Raw genomic sequence first — 18,224 nt, 5'->3', positions numbered from 1 at the left:
ATGCAGATAAACAGCGCAGTTGCCAATATGGCGACTGCGCTGTTTGTTAGTTCGGTATTTTCTTCGTTTTCACTGTTGTTTTGAATAACATATCCTCGATAGTTGTAAATGTCCGACCTTTATACACTTTTTTTAGTTCAGTCAGTACGATATGATCGCCGCGATGATGGGGAATGGAAATGATTTCTCCTTCTACAATGGGTGGAGAATCGCCGCCATGCCAAACGATGGAAGAGCCAAGTGCATTTATTTCTGCTTCCCAGAGTTGTGTGTGGAGGGACTGAGGAAATACTTCATCCACAGTGCGGAACCAAAGTGGTCTCACCTCGAAAAGAGTTTCAAATTGCTCAAGCTGCTGAGGGAATAGCGATGTGTTTTGCTCGTAAGCATTGCCCTGATTGCCAAGAAGTCCAACAGGGATATTTTTTTCATGGATGAGTCGAATAGTTTCTGGGAATCGTTTAGCCCAATCTATATCGACAAATAACAGTGGATACGGCTTATCTAATTGTTGAATCCATTGTTCCACTTCAACATCGCCGAATGAAATATTGACGGTCAATACGGATCCGCTTGTCCCTCGAGTAATAACGGCAGGCTCGTCTGTCAGGCGGAAAACGCTTGTCAATGATGCCTGCTCAGGCAACGGGGGGAGAAGTAAGGATAGTCCAAGGCAAGCGACGAAAACCATAAAAAATTTGTTACGCATATGTTGTCCCCCTTGTGCACAATCTATTGTAAGTTATGAAACAGATTTGACTAATATGCAAAAGATGTGATACTATGTAAAAGTTGCTGTCGCGAATAAACTTTTTTAAGAAAAACCTTGAAAAAGAATTTATTCTTGCTATAATGAAATTTGTCATGAAGGACATGCACGCAAAAGTAGTTATTATTCCGCAGTAGCTCAGTGGTAGAGCAATCGGCTGTTAACCGATCGGTCGTAGGTTCGAGTCCTACCTGCGGAGCCATATTGCTTCCATAGCTCAGTAGGTAGAGTGCTTCCATGGTAAGGAAGAGGTCACCGGTTCGAATCCGGTTGGAAGCTCCAGAGCGACTTTTTGTTTCGCTTACATATCTCCTTTAAAATTGGGAGAAGCAAGTAGCGTACTTAAGTACGTGACTGACAGAGCGAGTGAAGTTGACGCAGTAATGCGCCGCTTATCGCAATTTTTAACAGAGGCCCCTTGGTCAAGCGGTTAAGACACCGCCCTTTCACGGCGGTAACACGGGTTCGAATCCCGTAGGGGTCACCATTTTTTTAAAAATAGTATTAATGCTTATCTACTCTTCCGTTAAAATTGGGAGAAGCAAGCAAGGCAAGGAAACAATCGAGAAAGCGAAGGAGCGTACATAAGTACGTGACTGAGCGCACGAGTGAAGTTGACGCAGAATTGCGCAGCTTATCACAATTTTAACTTGGTGGGGTAGCGAAGTGGCTAAACGCGGCGGACTGTAAATCCGCTCCCTCCGGGTTCGGCGGTTCGAATCCGTCCCCCACCACCATTTATTTTAAATGTAATTGAAAACTTATGCCAATCCCGTTAAAATTGGGAGGAGCAAGCAGAACAAGGAAGCAATTGAGTTTTTAAGGAACTTCGACAAAGGTCGCGACATCCTGTCGCAAAGTCGAAGTCAGCACATCCTGTGCAAGCGAGCGTACTCAAGTACGTGACTGACTGAACGATTGAAGCTGACGCAGTAATGCGAAGCTTATCGCAATTTTAATCTTGGGGTATAGCCAAGCGGTAAGGCAACGGACTTTGACTCCGTCATTCGTTGGTTCGAATCCAGCTACCCCAGCCATTTTCTGTTTTTAGTTTTACCTTACCTAACCATGTTTATTACAATAAGTACGACTGAACCCTTTTCATATCTGAATTGGGTTTTTTATTTTATCAAAAAATAGCTGAAAGACGAATAAATATTCAGATACTTGTCGAGTTGAGTCAAAGCCTCTTATAGACTTACAATAGAGTTATTGTAATGGGGAGGTAGTTTGATATGAAGCAGCTAGACATTTCGATTATTGGAGTTCCACTTGATTTTGGACAAAGTCGTCGCGGGGTAGATATGGGGCCGAGTGCCATTCGTTATGCAGGTGCCGTCGGGAGAATCGAAGCGATTGGTCATCAGGTAACGGATGAAGGGGATATCCCAGTTGGAGCTTCTGAGCATAAAGAACATATCGAATCAACGCTTAAAAATTTAGATGAAGTGATTCAAGCGAATACAGCACTTGCGGTGAAAGTGGCTGCTGTTGTCGAAGCGGGCAAATTCCCTCTCGTGCTAGGTGGGGATCATAGCATAGCGATTGGAACGCTGGCAGGTCTTTCAGATAAATACAGTAATCTAGGAGTCATTTGGTACGATGCGCATGCTGATTTGAATACGGCAGAAACATCGCCATCAGGGAATATTCATGGTATGCCGCTGGCTGCAAGTATCGGTTTAGGACATGAGGATCTTGTGAATTTATACAGCAAGAAGCAAAAAGTGAAGCCAGAGAATGTAATTATTATCGGCGCCCGCTCTGTGGATCCGGGTGAACGAGAATTGATTAAAGAGCAAGGCATTAAAGTATATACCATGCATGAAATTGACCGTGATGGTATGACAGCTGTGATGAAGGACGCAATTGCTTATTTACGTTCACGTAATGTAGATGGCGTGCACTTGTCACTCGATCTGGATGGACTCGACCCACTATATACGCCGGGCGTTGGAACGCCAGTACCGGGCGGTATTAGCTATAGAGAAAGTCATCTGGCGATGGAAATGTTAGAGGACTCTGGACTGGTTACTTCAGCTGAATTTGTGGAAGTAAATCCGATTTTAGATGAAAAAAATAAAACAGCAGATGTTGCAGTTGGTTTAATGGGTTCATTATTTGGAGAAAAGTTACTGTAATTATAGAAGTGTCGGGGAGAAATTTATTTCTTCTCGGCATTTTTAATTTTCTTTTGCTTATTAAAAAATTCTAGGAATAGAGAGGCAAATCTCTATCATCTCTGTTAAAATAAAACTAATTCGAGTGAAGTTCCTGCTGCAAATGATTCTAGGCTTAGAAGCTATTATGCCGCAGTATAATTAATTTTTTTAAAAAATGAAACCTGTCGACACCTTCATACGTATAGAAGAGACAGCCGCATAGAGCGGAGGATGAATGCACATTGGATGATTTGGTCAATAGACGAGTGAATGAAGTCCTGAAGGGGCGCCAGGATGCTTTTGAGGAAATTGTGACCCTATTTCAGCATCGCTTATATCAAGTGTGTTATAGGATGCTTGGCAACGTGCAGGAGGCGGAGGATATCGCTCAAGAAGCGTTTGTTCGTGCCTACACAAATATCCATACTTACGATCAAAACCGGAAATTTTCAACGTGGCTGTTTCGGATTGCGACCAATTTATGCATCGATCGAATCCGTAAAAAGAAACCGGATTATTATCTTGATGCAGAAGTGCCAGGTACAGAAGGTTTGAATATGTACTCACGAATTGCCGCACCCGATGAATTGCCGGAAGAGCAAGTCGAAAAGATGGAAATGCAGGAACGGATTCATTATGAAATCGGTCGACTACCTGATAAATACCGTTCAGTCATTATTTTAAGGTATATCGAGGAGTTACCCTTGCAGGAAATTAGTGATATTTTGAAATTGCCATTAGGAACTGTCAAAACCCGTGTCCATCGAGGCCGGGAAGCACTGCGCAAGCAGATGAGCAATATGTAGGAGGGAAAAGTATGAATACGTGTCCGGAACACATCGTTCATTATATGCACGCGTATTTAGACGGTGATATAAGCCGCGATGAAGAACGGGAGTTGAAACAGCATCTGGATAGCTGTGGGCAATGTAAGGAAATGATGAATGGGCTAACGGAGTCTATTGCTTTTATAGGGAGTGCTGTCCAAATACAAGCACCGGCTAACTTTGTGAATGGAGTCATGGCTCGTCTTCCGAAGGAGAAGTCTCAAGCAGGCTTTCAACGCTTACTGCGCAGGCATCCGTTTTTGGCGGCTGCTGCTATGTTCGTTATTCTTATGAGTGCATCACTTTTTTCAAGCTATGGCAACGACCAGCAATTTTCAGTGACGAAGCAACCGAATTTAATTGTCGAAGGGCAAACGGTGCTGGTGCCGGAAGGTGAAACGGTGAAAGGGAATATTGTTGTGAAAAACGGCGAATTGCGTATTGAAGGTCAGGTAGAAGGCAATGTTACAGTCATTCACGGCTCTAAATATATGGCGTCAACAGCGGTAGTGACGGGAACAAGCGAGGAAATCGATAAAGTATTTGATTGGCTGTGGTATCAGATGAAGACAACCTTCAAGAATGTTTTCTCAGCTCCGACAAAAGAAGAGCCGGTGACTGAGTGAATAAGGCGACTGGTGTGGACCGCTACAGCGGACGCTCAGTCGCTTTTGCTTTTATCTGGATTTTTTCAAGGAAGCACAGTCTAGCGTCAGTATGATATACTGTAGGCAAATGAAATTGTGTAAGAAGGTAGGCGAAGCACATGCCCAAGTGGGGAGAACTAATCGATTTAAGTCCAGTAGCAGCACTTGTTAATATTGTGGATGTGCTTCTTGTCTGGTTTGTTTTTTATCAGCTTATTAAAGTTATTAAGGGAACCAAAGCGGTCCAATTGCTAAAAGGAATATTCGTTATTATTCTCGTCAGTGTTTTAACTGATGTCTTCGGCCTTGATACCATTGGTTTTTTGATGGGAGAAGTACTCCAATGGGGATTTTTAGCCATTATTATTATCTTCCAGCCTGAGTTAAGACGGGCGCTTGAGCAGCTAGGGAGAGGGCGTATATTCGCTCGTACGAATGTACAGGAGAATGAGGAAAGAGAACGTTTAATGACCGCACTGACAAAGTCTGTGAGTTATATGGCGAAACGCCGAATTGGGGCACTGATTTCCATTGAAAAAGAAACAGGACTTAGTGAATATATCGAGACAGGTATCCCATTACATGCAGATATAACGTCTGAGCTGTTGATTAATATATTTATCCCGAATACACCGCTTCATGATGGAGCAGTCATTCTCCAGAAAAAACAAATTGCCGCAGCGGGTTGTTATTTGCCGTTATCGGAGAGTTCATTTATTTCAAAAGAGCTTGGGACGCGTCATCGTGCGGCAATTGGGCTGAGTGAAGTTACGGATGCAATCACGGTAATTGTGTCGGAAGAAACAGGAGCTGTTAGTATTACAGCAGCTGGTGATTTGGATAGAAACTTGAGCATGGAGGAATTTGAAACACGCTTACGTAAGGTGTGGTTTGGTTCAGAGCCTGAACAGGTTGAGCACTCCATCTGGAAGTGGGGGAAGAAAAATGGATAAATTAATGGATAGCCCATGGTTTCTTCGACTCACAGCCTTATTTCTTGCCATCGCTCTGTTCGTGTCTGTCAGGGTGACAGAAGAAGATAATACGGTCGGCGATGCACAGGATATTATCCGTGATGTTGCAGTGGATGTCTTTTATGACAATGAGAATTTAGTGGTAACGGGTGTGCCTGAAAAAGTGGATATGACAATAGATGGGCCGAAAAATATAGTTCAATCGACAAAGATGTTGAAAGATTTCACCTTGAAAGTAGATTTACAGGATTTACCGTTGGGGCGGCATACTGTTGAGATTATACCTGAAAATATCTCCGATAAACTGCGGGTGCGCATAGATCCAGTGACAATTGAGGTTGTCATTGAAGAAAAAATTACAGAAACCTTTAAAGTAGACCCTGAGCTCAATGAGCGTCTACTCGCCGAAGATTTTATTGTTACGAAGATGGATGTAATGCCAAGAACGATAGAAGTAACAGGTGCAAAGAGTGTCATTGAATCGATTAACTTTGTGAAAGCATCTGTGACAGGTGAAAAGGGCATTAATAAGTCATTTGAACATCAGGCGAGAGTCCGTGTACTGGATAAAGACTTGACGAAATTGAACGTGACGATTGTTCCGGAGCAGGTGACGGTCAAAGTTGAAATTGAGGAATATAATAAAGAAGTTCCGGTTGTATTAAAAACGCGTGGTGTACCGAGTGTGGGTGTAACAATCGATGGTATTACGTCTGAGGAAAAAACAATTCGCTTATTTGGTTCACGTAAAGTGTTGGAGAAAATAACGGAATTTGTCGTTGACGTGGATGTTTCCGAAGTTGTGGGGCAGGGCACCTTAGATGTGGAATTAAAGAAACCAAAAGGCGTTTCACAATTATCTTTGGATAAAATTAAAGTGAATATAGACGCCTCCACGTTGGACTTCAATGAGGAAGCGTCCAACCCGAACCTGCCGGTTGATAACGAGCAAGTTGCTACAAAAGAATTTTCAAACATACCTATTTCGGTGAAAGGGCTTGATGAAAAATTCAAAGGCTCATTTGTGAAACCGACGGATGGTCTGACTGTATTGACTGTAACGGCAGAAAAAAATGTAATTGATGCATTGGTACAATCTGATTTCAACGTATACATTGATGCGTCGGAGACGATAGATGAGGGAGAGAAAGTTTTAGTTGTTTCAGTAGAAGGCCCATCCAATGTAAAATGGAAGCTTTCAAATGATGAAGTAACGATGCATATTGAACTTGCCTGAGGATTCGACTGAATGTACAGGAATTGAAAGGGAGAATGGAAATGACAAAGTATTTCGGGACTGATGGTGTCCGTGGAGTCGCCAATAAAGAATTGACACCAGAGCTCGCATTTAAACTGGGTAGAATGGGTGGCCATGTATTAACGAAAGAAGTGCAAGGGAAATCACAAGTGCTTGTCGGAAGAGATACGCGTATCTCAGGTCAGATGCTTGAAAGTGCCTTGATTGCAGGGCTTTTGTCGACAGGGGTCGAAGTGATGACGCTTGGCGTAATTAGTACACCTGGTGTTGCTTACTTAACAAGAGTTATGAATGCACAGGCTGGCGTGATGATTTCAGCTTCGCATAACCCAGTTGAAGATAACGGCATTAAGTTTTTTGGTGCTGACGGATACAAGCTAACGGATGAGCAGGAAGAGGAAATTGAGCTACTGCTAAATGCGGGGGAAGACACTTTGCCTCGTCCGGTGGGAGCGAGCATTGGATCCATTACAGAATACTTTGAAGGTGGCCATAAATATATTCAATACCTTAAACAGACGGTCGATGAGGAGTTCACGGGTATCCATGTCGCACTCGATTGCGCGCATGGTGCAACATCCCCGCTCGCAACACATCTATTTGCGGATTTGGATGCGGATTTGTCGACGATGGGTGCTTCTCCAAATGGCTTGAATATTAACGATGGCGTTGGTTCAACTCACCCTGAGGAATTAGCGAAATTAGTCCTTGAAAAAGGTGCTCATATTGGTTTGGCATTTGATGGAGACGGTGATCGTTTGATCGCAGTTGATGAAAATGGACAAATCGTAGATGGAGACCAAATTATGTACATTATTGCTCGTCATCTTCAATCGGAAGGCCGATTGAAATCGAATACAGTTGTTTCAACAATCATGAGTAACTTGGGCTTTTACAAAGCGCTTGAAGAGCATGATATAGAAAGTATAGCAACAGCTGTTGGTGATCGTTATGTTGTAGAAGAAATGAGAAAAGGGAATTATAATCTTGGTGGTGAACAGTCAGGCCATATTGTTTTCCTGGATTATAATACAACGGGTGATGGACTACTGACAGGTTTGCAACTCGTTAATATTATGAAACGAACAGGACGAAAGCTATCTGATCTTGCTGGGGAAATGACAATTTATCCACAGAGACTTGTGAATATTCGTGTGACTGATAAAAATGCGGTAACAGATAATGAGCGAGTGGCGAAAGTTATTGAAGAAGTTGAGCAGGAAATGGCTGGCGACGGTCGCGTGCTTGTTCGTCCTTCAGGCACGGAGCCGCTTGTCCGGGTTATGGTGGAGGCTTCAACGGAAGAGGATTGCGAACGACTCGTTGAACAGATTGCCGAAGTTGTTCGTCAAGAAATGGGAATGGAATAATAGACTGGAGATGCCGTGATTGTTGGCATCTTCTTTTTTATTTCCATATAAAAAGGCCATTTGCATGGCAGTGAGTGAAGAAATACACTACCATGCAAATGACCTATTGAACTCAATATCTTTTCTGGAATTTATTTCGTATAACGATAGCTGACGAATTTAGAATGAGCAAAGCGACTAACAGAACGATAATCGTTGCTGCTGCTAGATTGGCGTATTCTGCAACGAGTGAGGAATCGAGTGTCCAATAATAGATTTGCATCGGCAGTACGGTGAATTTATCGAAAATGCCTCCCGGAAAAGGCATCAATAATGCTGGAATTCCGATAACGACTAATGGTGCTGTTTCCCCAATGGCACGTGATAAAGATAGAATGGCACCCGTTAGGATACCAGGTAGTGCAACGGGTAAGATTGTTGTTTTAATCGTTTGCCATTTGGTAGCGCCCATTCCATAAGAGGCTTCGCTTAAATGGTTGGGTACTGACCGGATGGCTTCTTGGCTAGCAACAATGACAATCGGCAAAATAAGCAATGCCATCGTTAAGCCGCCTGCTAAAATAATATTACCGAACTGCATGGCTCTGACAAAAACGGTTAAACCCAAAATACCGTAAACGATAGAAGGAACGCCTGCTAGGTTAGCAATATTCGTTTGAATAAGACCTTGTAGTTTGCCTTTTTTAGCATATAGTTCTAGATAAAGTGCTGTCCCAACGCCTAAAAACAGAGTGACAGGAACAACGACAAACATTAACCAGGCGGTACCGAGAATCGCACCCATAATACCGGCTCGTTCAGGGCGAGTAGATAGCTTACCTGTTAGGAAATCCATATTGATCCATCCGATACCTTGGGAGACAACACGATAGATCAGGACAGCTAGGATAATAAGTCCAAACAGTGTGGACAGCAGAAAGATGAATTTAGCAAAGCTATTCAGTAGCAATCTGAAATTAACTCTCCGTGTAACGCTACCTTGATTCACTTGCTCCATATTAATATTCCTCCCTAAATTTACGTGAAACGGCTCTTGCAATGATATTCATCACGAGTGTGAAGACGAATAATGTCATGGCAACTGCATAAAGGCTATAGTAAACAGTCGATCCAGTGGCAGCATCTCCACCGGTTACTTCGACGATATAAGCGGTCATCGTCTGCATAGACTGTGTAATGTCGAATGTAAAGTTTTTCGTGCTACCACTTGCAATAGTCACAATCATCGTTTCACCAATCGCTCGCGAAATGCCGAGTACGAAGGAGGCGATGATGCCTGATAGGGCAGCGGGGATGACGACTTTTCTTGTCACTTCTAGTTTAGTTGAACCTAAACCGAGTGCACCATCACGCATAGCTTGTGGTACAGAGCTCATAGCATCCTCTGATAAGGAAGCAATCATCGGAATGATCATGACGCCCATAACAATACCTGGACTTAAAATATTTGTGGCCTGTAGATTTGGAATTACTTCGCGTAATAAGGGTGTGACGAATGTGAAGGCGAAAAAGCCATAGACAATCGTTGGAACCCCTGCAAGAACTTCTAATAATGGTTTAACAACTTTTCGTACACGTTCTGACGCGTATTCACTTAAATAGATAGCTGTCATGAGTCCGATAGGGACAGCGACAAGCATGGCAATGAGTGACGAAGTGACCGTTCCCAGGATGAGAGGGAGCACGCCGAATTCAGGTGTTTGACTCAGTGGTTTGAGTACAGTTCCCGTGAAAAAGTCAATAAACGGTACGCGTCTGAAAAACTCAATCGTCTCAGATAGTAATGTATAGATAATCCCAATTGTCGTTAAAATGGACACAGAAGCGATCAAGAACAGAAGGGTAGGAATCGCTTTTTCAAATAGTTCTTTGATGTTTCTTGATTGCCTTTTTTGTTCAATCAATTCCCGGATATTGGGCTCTTTATTGGTTGTGGACATTGTGCCAAGCACTCCTTCTACCATGTATAGGTAATAAGAAGATGAGCCGTAACTTCATCAGCAGAAGTTCTTTGCTGGTGTAAGTTACGGCCACTGGTGGAATTAGCACCCATCATCTTATGTTGTATTATTTCAAGCCGTTTAAGAAATCTACATTGGCTTTTGCTTCTGCATCAGGAATCGGTGCGAAGCCCGTTTCTCCTGCAAATGTATTGACATTGTTCATTGCATAGATTGCGAAGTCTAGTACTTGTGCTTTGTCTTTTGCATTATCCACATTCAAGTAAGTAAAGACAGGGCGTGTAAAGTCGGCATAGTCGCCATCCTCTGAAATAGTATCAAGTGATGGTTCAACTGGACCACTTCCGAAGTCTACATGTACTGCGCCTAGCTTATCTTGGTTGTTGACGTAGTAACCGAAACCGAAGAATGCAATACCATTTTTGTCTTCAGATACTAAGTTGACAAGTGTTGAATAATCTTGTTGGAGATTGACTGTGCTTACTAGGTCTTGCTTATCAAGAATACTTTCATAGAAGAACTCATACGTTCCGTGGTTTTCGTTTGGTCCCATTGCTTTGATGTCTTCAGCAGGCCAGTCTGGATTGATGTCAGACCATTGTACGATTCCGCTATCTGCTTTAAAAATGCTGACGAGTTGTTCAGGTGTCATTTCTGTAGCCCAGTCATTGTCTTTGTTAATGACGAACGTTAAGCCATCCAATGCTACTTTTAACTCTTTTACTTCGATACCAAGGCTGTCAGCTTCAGCTTGTTCTTCTTCTTTGATATTACGAGAAGCATCGTTAAAGTCTGTGCCGTTTTCAACTAAAAACTTTTTGAATCCAGCGCTTGTTCCCGCGCGGCTTACTTCGACAGAAACTGCTTCTTGTTCATTGATCATATATTCTTCAGCGATTCTAGCCATTAACGGGTAAACTGTTCCAGAGCCGTCAATTGTTACACTACCTTCTAAATCGGCTGATTGACTGTCTTCGACTTTGCTTTCTGTTGCTGGTGTTGTTGAATCAGTATTATCTTTGTTATCTGTTCCTGAATCCGCCCCGCCACATGCTGCTGTGATAACTGCGAGTGCAGCCACTACTAGGAATAAAAGATACTTTTTAAATGACATTTGAATTGTCCTCCCAAAACGGATTTTTTGTTGAAAGATTTGCTCTTTCAATTGTTAGTATAAGGGCTGAATGTAAAGTGAGTATGATGAAAGTGTAAATGATTTGTAAATGTTAAGTTTGATGAATTAAAAAAGACATCCTGGGATGAGGATATCTTTTACATTGTAAGTTAACTTGAATATACCGTTGAAATTCGCTTGGCGCTGGGGGATGCCTCCCACCATAAGCCAAGCAGCTTCGCCGCTAGTCTTATGGTTTCGGCGACCCCCGTAAGGCGCCTGCGCTGGATTGTGGTTAACACGTTCATAAGTCTAGGTAATATAGATAGTATAATTAACCGAAACGACCGTTGATGTAGTCGTTTGTTAATGGGTCTGTTGGATTGTTGAAGATGGTGGCAGTGCGATCGCATTCGACGATTTCGCCGTTCAGGAAAAAGGCGGTGCGATCTGAAATTCGAGCAGCTTGCTGCATGTTATGTGTGACGATAGCGATAGTGACATCGTTTTTGATACTGTCGATCAGCTCTTCTACTTTATGTGTAGAAACGGGATCGAGTGCCGATGTCGGCTCGTCCATTAGAATGACTTCTGGATCAACAGCGAGGCAGCGGGCGATGCATAGACGCTGTTGCTGGCCACCGGAAAGTCCGTAGGCGCTTTTGTGCAGGCGGTCTTTTACTTCGTCCCATAGTGCGGCTTTGCGTAAGCTGTCTTCGACAACCATGTCGAGCATGGCTTTATTGCGGATGCCGTGAATTTTTGGACCGAATGCAACATTTTCATAAATGGATTTCGGGAATGGATTTGGCTTTTGAAACACCATACCTACTTTCGAACGTAACAATTCAACGGGCATTGCTTTCCCGAGGATATTATTACCTTGGAAAGTTAAGTTACCGGAAATCGTTACCTCAGGTACTAGCTCGACCATGCGGTTTAATGTTTTTAAATACGTAGATTTACCACAGCCGGAAGGTCCGATGATTGCTGTCACTTCTTTTTCGTTAATAGACAGATCAATATTTTTGAGAGCGTGAGTCGTTCCATACCACAGGTTCAATCCATTTGTTTCGTAGACGGGTTTATTCCAATTTGTGTTTTTCATAACTTGTAATTGTACATCCTTTTTACGCTCTACTTGTAAGGTCATGATGAGTATCCTCCTCATTAATGTTGGAGCTCTATTTTATCGTTAGTAAAGTCGATATCATTCTTGCTTTATTTATCATAACGAAGGAATGTTGAGAGAGTATGAAGGGGATGTTAAGAGTTTGTAAATGACGAATGGACCTCATTTCAATGAGGTCCATTCGATTTTATTCAAAAATATAATGTAATGCTTTCACGGCTTGGTCGACGGTTTCGACGGTGGCGTGCGCTTTGCGCGATAGTTCTTTCAGTGCGTGGTGATGTGCTTCGTTACGAATAAGGATGAGTGGTTTGTCGAATGCAGCGGCGGCGCTGGCATCCATTGCTGTATTCCATTGTTTATATTGTTCGCCGAAAAGGGCAATAACGATATCGGCTTTCTTCATTAAAATCTCTGTGCGTAAATTATTGAAGTTGGACGCCGCGGCATCTTTGAAAATAGGGCTAGGTTGCTTCCCTAAAATTTCTTCTCCGATGTTGTCGGAACGATCATGGTCTTCCATCGGACCAACGAAGTCGATAGGCAAGTTCAGTGCCGCTACTTTCAGTTTTACTTCTTCTCGCCATGAACTGTGAATTTCTCCTGCTAGGTAAACGGTTAATCGCATATGTCAATCCCTCCTATTAGGAATCATTGTAACACTTTGAATCTATCGATGAAATAAAATAAAACACTCATGATATTGAAATTAGCGAACTCCTGGAATACTCAAACTTTTATGAAGATATTTTGACCTACTACTATGCTACTAAATGTAGATAGGCTATACTTGATTTAATAATGAAAAAATGTTTGCGCTTACATAGGGGGGATATGTATGAGGTTTACAGTGGGGAAAAAATTATGGGGTGGATTTTTATCGGTGCTAGTACTGCTAGTTATTGTCGGTGGAATGGGCTATTGGTCACTGTTAAAGATGAATGACGAATATCGTTTTTTAATTGATGATCGAGTGGAAAAGATACAGCTACTTCAAGAGCTTTTAGCAACTCAGCTTAAAACTGAAAATGATGTGCGAGGCTTTCTTCTATTTAATAATGTCTCCTATTTAACGAATCGGAGCGATTTGAGTGATTTGTTTAATGCCCAGTGGGAGCAATTAAACGGTATGAGTAATGATGACTCTGCGCAATTGTTACTCGATGGGATAATGGGTGGACGTCAAAGCTATACGGAAGCAGCTGATAAGACGATAAGCGAGTTTAATAAAGCGATTAAAGACATGGAGGCGGCTGTCAGCATTGCATCTATTGCTGCCACTCATGATAAGGCGATTGAACAGAAAATTAGGGAGTTAATTGAACTGCAGGAAGAGGAGATGAGACAGACAGAACTAAGTCTGGAAAGTTTATTGAATTGGACCCGACTAGTCATCATTGGAATGATTGTTGTTGCTGCTATTCTGAGCATTGTAGTAGCGCAACTCATTAGTCGAAGCATCGCACGACCGGTTGGGAAGATGACAGGTGCTCTGGCGGAAATTGCGACTGGAAATCTTGCCGTCGAACCACTTTCAATTCGTAACAGGGATGAAATTGGAGAAATGGCAACAGCCTTTAACGAGATGACGGGGGATTTACGTGGAATTATTACGCTTGCACGGGAATCGGCGGCAGAACTTTCGCTTCAAGCGGAAGGGCTTTCTGCAAGCTCTGAGCAAAGCCTTGCAGCATCCGAAGTAGTTTCTGAAATAGCAGAGCGTAACTTAACAGGAAGTAGTTCGCAAGTGGATATTGTCCAGGAAACATCCAATGCCGTGAATGAGATGATTGTGGGCATTGATCGTATTAATGATGATAACGAAGCAATGCTTCATTCATCTGAAGACGTGACGAAGCTCGTTGGGGAAGGAGCTTCGTTAATGCAGGATGTCACAGAACAAATGACTGTGATTAGTTCAGCGATAAGACAATCAGAAGGAATCATAAGTGGGATGGCTACTCGTTCGGAAGAAATTCGGAAAGTCACATCACTCATTACGGATATTGCAGAACAAACAAACTTATTGGCGCTTAACGCGGCAATTGAAGCGGCGCGTGCAGGTGAACATGGAAAAGGTTTTGCGGTTGTTGCGGAAGAAGTAAGAAATTTGGCAGAACAGTCGAAGCGTTCGGCAGCCGAAATTGGGAATATGATTGATTCGATAATTGGCAATGTCGGGCAGGCTGTTTCGAGTACTGAGGAAGGTAATCGTAGTGTCGAAGAAGGACTTGTTGTGACGGAACGTACACGTGAAGTATTCAGCCGAATTGAACATGCGGCAGGAGACGTTGGTGAGAAAATTACAGCGGTTTCCGCGGCAATTGTGCAAATTCGTATGATGACAGAGGAAGTAGTAGGCGGAACTTCAAAAGTAAATGGGCTTGCTATACAATTGGCTGAGGAAGCACAGTCTACAAGTGCGGCAACGGAAGAACAACTTGCTGCAAATGAGGAGATTTCATCGAGCTCACAAATGCTTGCGAATCTTGCAGAAAAACTCCGAAGTGATATGAGTAGATTTACAGTCTGAAAACAGCTCTCGACAGCTCGAAGGTGCAACATATAGATAGAAACAGGGGGAAGTGTGATGAAGACACTTTGGCATAACGGCAAGTTCTATACGATGCAAAAGGAAGGCGATCGCGTAGAGGCGTTGCTGACGGAAGATGGTAAGATAAGTGCAATAGGGACGTATGAAGAGTTGCGAGGACAAGCTGATGAAGTGATCGATTTGAAGGGAGCCGTGTTATATCCAGGGTTCGTCGATAGTCATATGCATATGATTGGGCATGGTGATAAGCTGCTTAGTTTGGATTTATCGCAAGCGACGTCTGCAGAACAGATGATGGACATGTTGCTTGGTGCGCATGAAGGGCTGGGAGCAGACGAATGGTTTGTAGGGGAAGGTTGGAATGAAAACAACTTTCCCGATAAAAAGATACTCACCCGTCAGGAATTAGATAAAGTGACGGAATCACCAATGATTTTGAAACGGACATGCCGCCATGCGATGCTGGTCAATTCGCGTGCACTAGAACTGGCCGGTATTACAAAGGAAACGCCAGACCCCGTAGATGGTGTCATTATGAGGGATGCTGACGGTGAGCCAACGGGTTATTTAAAGGAAGGCGCGATGGCGTTGGTCGCAGACTTGTTACCAGAACCGACTGCGCAATCATTGACAAAGGCGTTGCAGAAATCGGTCGATGATTTGCTGTCACTTGGTTTGACGGGTGCCGTCACGGAAGACATGGGCTATTATGGTGACTATCGCAATCCGATGCAGGCGTTTAGAAACGTCATTGGTCCGCACAATAAATTCCGTGCTCATTTGCTACGAAGGTCGACAGTTTTTGAGCAAATGATGGAAGACGGTGTGGCGTATGATGAACCTTGGATTGAGCCTGGCGCGATGAAGTTTTTCATCGACGGGGCACTTGGTGGGAGAACGGCATTGTTAAGTGCGCCGTATATGGATGCACCCGAACTGTCGGGCATGACAGTCGTGACGGATGAAGAAATTGATGCGCTTGTGGCGATGGCTCGAAAATTTGGTGAAGCGATTGCTGTCCATATTATCGGGGATGCTGCTGTGGAAAAGGCGTTAGATGCTATTGAAAAGTATCCTGTACCTGAAGGAAAATACGATCGCTTAATTCATGTCAATGTGCTGCGTGAGGACCTAGTGGAGCGGATGGCAAAGTTATCGGTTATTCTCGATATTCAGCCGGTGTTTGTGTCTTCTGATTTCCCATGGGTGATGGATCGTTTGGGCGAGGACCGTCTTGATTGGGCGTATGCTTGGAAAAAGCTACTCGATCGTGGGTTTATTTGTGGCGGTGGGTCGGATGCGCCAATTGAAGAAGTCGATCCATTGCTTGGTATTTACGCGGCTGTAGCTCGTCGAAAACCGGGTGAAACGCACGAAGGCTATTTGCCTGATGAAAAGCTGAGCCGCTTTGAAGCGGTTGGCTTGTTCACGACGGGAAGTGCCGGAACGATTGGGAAAGCAGATGTACGAGGCAAGCTAGCTGTAGGGTTTGACGCTGATTTCACTGTGCTGGATCGGGATTTATTCGTGATAGATGTGGAAGAGATTGCGCATGTGAATGTGGTGATGACGGTTGTTGCGGGTGAAGTGATGTATCGAGGTGGTGACGATTAAGGACTGGATAGAGCAGGAAACAGGTGCTGCAGTCCAGTCTATGAAACGACTGCCGGGCAGTACATCCTCTGTCCTTTATGAAGTAGTAACGGCAACATCCACAATCGTGTTACGCCAGTTCGACAATAAGGAGTGGCTTATGGAAGAACCTGATCTCGTTCGGCATGAGGCGGCGAGTCTCCAAAAAGCTTCGGCGAGTGGACTTCTGGCACCATCGATCATTGCGTTTGACGAAACAGGTGAGACCAGCGGATTGCCGTCTATCCTCATGACGAAAGTCGAAGGCCGGGTTGAACTTTTGCCAAGGGATTTCACGAAGTGGACTGATGGATTGGCGAAAATACTAGCAATGATTCATCGTGTAGAAGCGGATGATTTTTTGTGGGAATATGCCTCTTATACGCATCCAGATGTAGTCCAACTCCCTGATTGGACAAAACAACCAGCTGTGTGGCAGGAAGTATTTGAACGATTACATGGGGAGGCACCAGCATTCTGTGAGACATTCATTCACCGTGATTTTCATCCTGCGAATGTATTGTGGTTAGATGATGGAGTGAGTGGCGTCGTCGATTGGCCAAATGCATGTCGAGGGCCGGTAGGAATTGACGTGGGGCATTGTCGAGTGAATTTGGCATTGCTACATGGCGTGGAGATCGCGGATTTATTTTTGGCGGCTTATGAAAAGCATGCCGGTTCTTCATTTACTTATGATTCGTATTGGGATATTGTGTCGGCATTTGATTTTCTCGACGGACCGCCAACTGTTTATAGTGGTTGGGCGGCGTTTGGTGTGACGGGGTTGACGGATGCGATGATGGAAGAGCGGATGGATGCGTTTGTGGAGAGTTTAGTTTGAAAAGGGAGTATTTAGACAATAAAAAAGATCCGAGCAGGATCTTTTTTTATGCCGATTAAGCTAATTTTCTAGCTTTCCACTTCTGGTAAAAAACCGCTACCGAAGTCATGATGGCGGGTATTGTAATGGCTAAGGAAAAAACAAATACCCCAATCAAGAATTTTTGCATGCTACCAGAAGTGAATTGTGCAAGTAGCCCAAGGATAACAGTAATTGCAAGGCAGACGGGCATTACTGAAAATACAGGCTTACCTAGACGTGTGACTTTATCAATGGAAGATTCGCGATCGCTATAAATCGGCGATGTACCTGGTTGTGCTTTGAAGATGTGTATCCCATTGTCTGAACATACATGCTCCCAACCACTAAGTGCAAATAGCTCAAAGTACTCGGATTCTTCGCCAGAGCCAAGGCTTCGATAATCAATGCTATAGATGATATCCTTTGGCTCGCCCTGTTCTAGTCCATAGCCCATGAATTTCCATCGTTTTAGATGCCACCCTTGTAATGATTTTTTACGTAGCTTTTGCATATCTTTAGCTTCCTCAAAAGCAAGTCCACTCGACATCATATACTTTGTTTTTCCCATTATTGATTCCCCCTCTGTAAGCCTATTTCTGCTAGTTGAATCATCCCTTTTCGCCGTTCCATATCTTCTGCTAACACAGTCCGTCCTAATTCCGTTAACGCATACACTTTTCGACGTGAGTCCGAATCATCATGTAAAACAATCAGCCCTTGATCCAACAACTTTTTAATGATGGTATAAAGTGAAGCAGGTCCAATGACAAATGCCCCCTTTGTTGCTTCCTCAATTAACCCCATCACCGCATAGCCATGACGTGGTTCAGTCAATGCGGCCATAATGTAAAACATCGAATCCGTAAGTTGCTTTAAAGCTTTCAATTGAACACCTCCTTTGTATCACTTAGTGATATATCTAAAAATACTATATCACTAAGTGATATATTTAAGCAACATCT

General features: G+C 43.4%; 17 protein-coding genes and 5 tRNA genes. 14 read left to right on the top strand and 8 right to left on the bottom strand.

Going from position 1 to position 18,224, the window contains the following annotated elements:
- Positions 1-46: 46 nt before the first annotated feature.
- On the bottom strand, positions 47-709 hold the full coding sequence (locus MKZ10_RS01010) for a hypothetical protein (RefSeq protein WP_342507022.1): 663 nt from the start codon (positions 707-709) through the stop codon (positions 47-49).
- Between the two features lie 187 nt (positions 710-896).
- Between MKZ10_RS01010 and MKZ10_RS01005 the strand changes: the two genes are divergently transcribed.
- The 11 genes from MKZ10_RS01005 to glmM all read left to right on the top strand — a co-directional run bounded on the left by MKZ10_RS01005 (position 897) and on the right by glmM (position 8,007).
- Positions 897-971: transfer RNA gene (locus MKZ10_RS01005), tRNA-Asn, on the top strand.
- A gap of 4 nt (positions 972-975) precedes the next feature.
- Positions 976-1,051: transfer RNA gene (locus MKZ10_RS01000), tRNA-Thr, on the top strand.
- Positions 1,052-1,181: 130 nt separating this feature from the next.
- A tRNA-Glu gene (locus MKZ10_RS00995) sits at positions 1,182-1,256 on the top strand.
- A 165-nt stretch (positions 1,257-1,421) separates the two neighbouring features.
- Positions 1,422-1,506: transfer RNA gene (locus MKZ10_RS00990), tRNA-Tyr, on the top strand.
- Positions 1,507-1,731: 225 nt separating this feature from the next.
- Positions 1,732-1,806: transfer RNA gene (locus tag MKZ10_RS00985), tRNA-Gln, on the top strand.
- Between the two features lie 198 nt (positions 1,807-2,004).
- A complete protein-coding gene (gene rocF, locus MKZ10_RS00980) occupies positions 2,005-2,910 on the top strand; it encodes an arginase (RefSeq protein WP_342507020.1) in 906 nt (301 codons plus the stop codon).
- Between the two features lie 263 nt (positions 2,911-3,173).
- Positions 3,174-3,737: an RNA polymerase sigma factor SigW gene (gene sigW, locus MKZ10_RS00975; RefSeq protein ID WP_342507018.1), complete on the top strand. Its 564-nt coding sequence runs from the start codon at positions 3,174-3,176 to the stop codon at positions 3,735-3,737.
- Between the two features lie 11 nt (positions 3,738-3,748).
- The gene (locus MKZ10_RS00970) at positions 3,749-4,384 is read left to right on the top strand and encodes an anti-sigma factor (protein ID WP_342507016.1); all 636 of its coding nucleotides are present in this window, start codon (positions 3,749-3,751) and stop codon (positions 4,382-4,384) included.
- 140 nt (positions 4,385-4,524) lie between these two features.
- The gene (cdaA, locus tag MKZ10_RS00965; protein WP_342507015.1) at positions 4,525-5,358 is read left to right on the top strand and encodes a diadenylate cyclase CdaA; all 834 of its coding nucleotides are present in this window, start codon (positions 4,525-4,527) and stop codon (positions 5,356-5,358) included.
- On the top strand, positions 5,351-6,616 hold the full coding sequence (locus MKZ10_RS00960) for a CdaR family protein (RefSeq protein WP_342507013.1): 1,266 nt from the start codon (positions 5,351-5,353) through the stop codon (positions 6,614-6,616). Before cdaA ends, MKZ10_RS00960 begins: the two co-directional genes overlap by 8 nt.
- 41 nt (positions 6,617-6,657) lie before the next feature.
- The gene (gene glmM, locus MKZ10_RS00955; protein ID WP_342507011.1) at positions 6,658-8,007 is read left to right on the top strand and encodes a phosphoglucosamine mutase; all 1,350 of its coding nucleotides are present in this window, start codon (positions 6,658-6,660) and stop codon (positions 8,005-8,007) included.
- A 112-nt stretch (positions 8,008-8,119) separates the two neighbouring features.
- On the opposite strand, the gene pstA is transcribed toward glmM, so the two are convergent.
- From pstA to MKZ10_RS00930, 5 genes are all read right to left on the bottom strand, one after another.
- Positions 8,120-9,004, bottom strand: coding sequence for a phosphate ABC transporter permease PstA (gene pstA, locus MKZ10_RS00950; RefSeq protein WP_342507010.1), 885 nt, complete (start codon positions 9,002-9,004; stop codon positions 8,120-8,122).
- 1 nt (position 9,005) lies between these two features.
- Positions 9,006-9,947: a phosphate ABC transporter permease subunit PstC gene (gene pstC / locus MKZ10_RS00945; RefSeq protein ID WP_342507008.1), complete on the bottom strand. Its 942-nt coding sequence runs from the start codon at positions 9,945-9,947 to the stop codon at positions 9,006-9,008.
- Between the two features lie 127 nt (positions 9,948-10,074).
- A complete protein-coding gene (locus MKZ10_RS00940) occupies positions 10,075-11,082 on the bottom strand; it encodes a PstS family phosphate ABC transporter substrate-binding protein (RefSeq protein ID WP_342507006.1) in 1,008 nt (335 codons plus the stop codon).
- A 334-nt stretch (positions 11,083-11,416) separates the two neighbouring features.
- Positions 11,417-12,235: a phosphate ABC transporter ATP-binding protein PstB gene (gene pstB / locus MKZ10_RS00935; protein ID WP_342507004.1), complete on the bottom strand. Its 819-nt coding sequence runs from the start codon at positions 12,233-12,235 to the stop codon at positions 11,417-11,419.
- A gap of 166 nt (positions 12,236-12,401) precedes the next feature.
- Positions 12,402-12,842 (bottom strand): YtoQ family protein, encoded by a 441-nt coding sequence (locus MKZ10_RS00930; RefSeq protein WP_342507003.1) that lies wholly within the window; start codon positions 12,840-12,842, stop codon positions 12,402-12,404.
- Between the two features lie 210 nt (positions 12,843-13,052).
- Between MKZ10_RS00930 and MKZ10_RS00925 the strand changes: the two genes are divergently transcribed.
- The 3 genes from MKZ10_RS00925 to MKZ10_RS00915 are packed head-to-tail and all read left to right on the top strand — an operon-like array spanning position 13,053 to position 17,241.
- The gene (locus MKZ10_RS00925) at positions 13,053-14,747 is read left to right on the top strand and encodes a methyl-accepting chemotaxis protein (protein WP_342507001.1); all 1,695 of its coding nucleotides are present in this window, start codon (positions 13,053-13,055) and stop codon (positions 14,745-14,747) included.
- Positions 14,748-14,804: 57 nt separating this feature from the next.
- A complete protein-coding gene (locus MKZ10_RS00920; RefSeq protein WP_342506999.1) occupies positions 14,805-16,382 on the top strand; it encodes an amidohydrolase in 1,578 nt (525 codons plus the stop codon).
- Positions 16,369-17,241 (top strand): aminoglycoside phosphotransferase family protein, encoded by an 873-nt coding sequence (locus tag MKZ10_RS00915; protein ID WP_342506998.1) that lies wholly within the window; start codon positions 16,369-16,371, stop codon positions 17,239-17,241. The genes MKZ10_RS00920 and MKZ10_RS00915 overlap by 14 nt, the downstream gene beginning before the upstream one ends.
- Positions 17,242-17,296: 55 nt before the next feature.
- On the opposite strand, the gene MKZ10_RS00910 is transcribed toward MKZ10_RS00915, so the two are convergent.
- A complete protein-coding gene (locus MKZ10_RS00910) occupies positions 17,297-17,830 on the bottom strand; it encodes a DUF2812 domain-containing protein (RefSeq protein ID WP_342506995.1) in 534 nt (177 codons plus the stop codon).
- Positions 17,830-18,147 carry a PadR family transcriptional regulator gene (locus MKZ10_RS00905; protein ID WP_342506993.1) on the bottom strand — a complete coding sequence of 106 codons (318 nt, stop codon included), beginning with the start codon at positions 18,145-18,147 and terminating at the stop codon, positions 17,830-17,832. The genes MKZ10_RS00910 and MKZ10_RS00905 overlap by 1 nt, the downstream gene beginning before the upstream one ends.
- Positions 18,148-18,224: the final 77 nt, after the last annotated feature.

This window comes from Sporosarcina sp. FSL K6-2383 (assembly GCF_038618305.1).
In the GTDB taxonomy this organism is placed as follows: domain Bacteria; phylum Bacillota; class Bacilli; order Bacillales_A; family Planococcaceae; genus Sporosarcina.
This window is presented reverse-complemented; position numbering and strand designations above follow the sequence as displayed.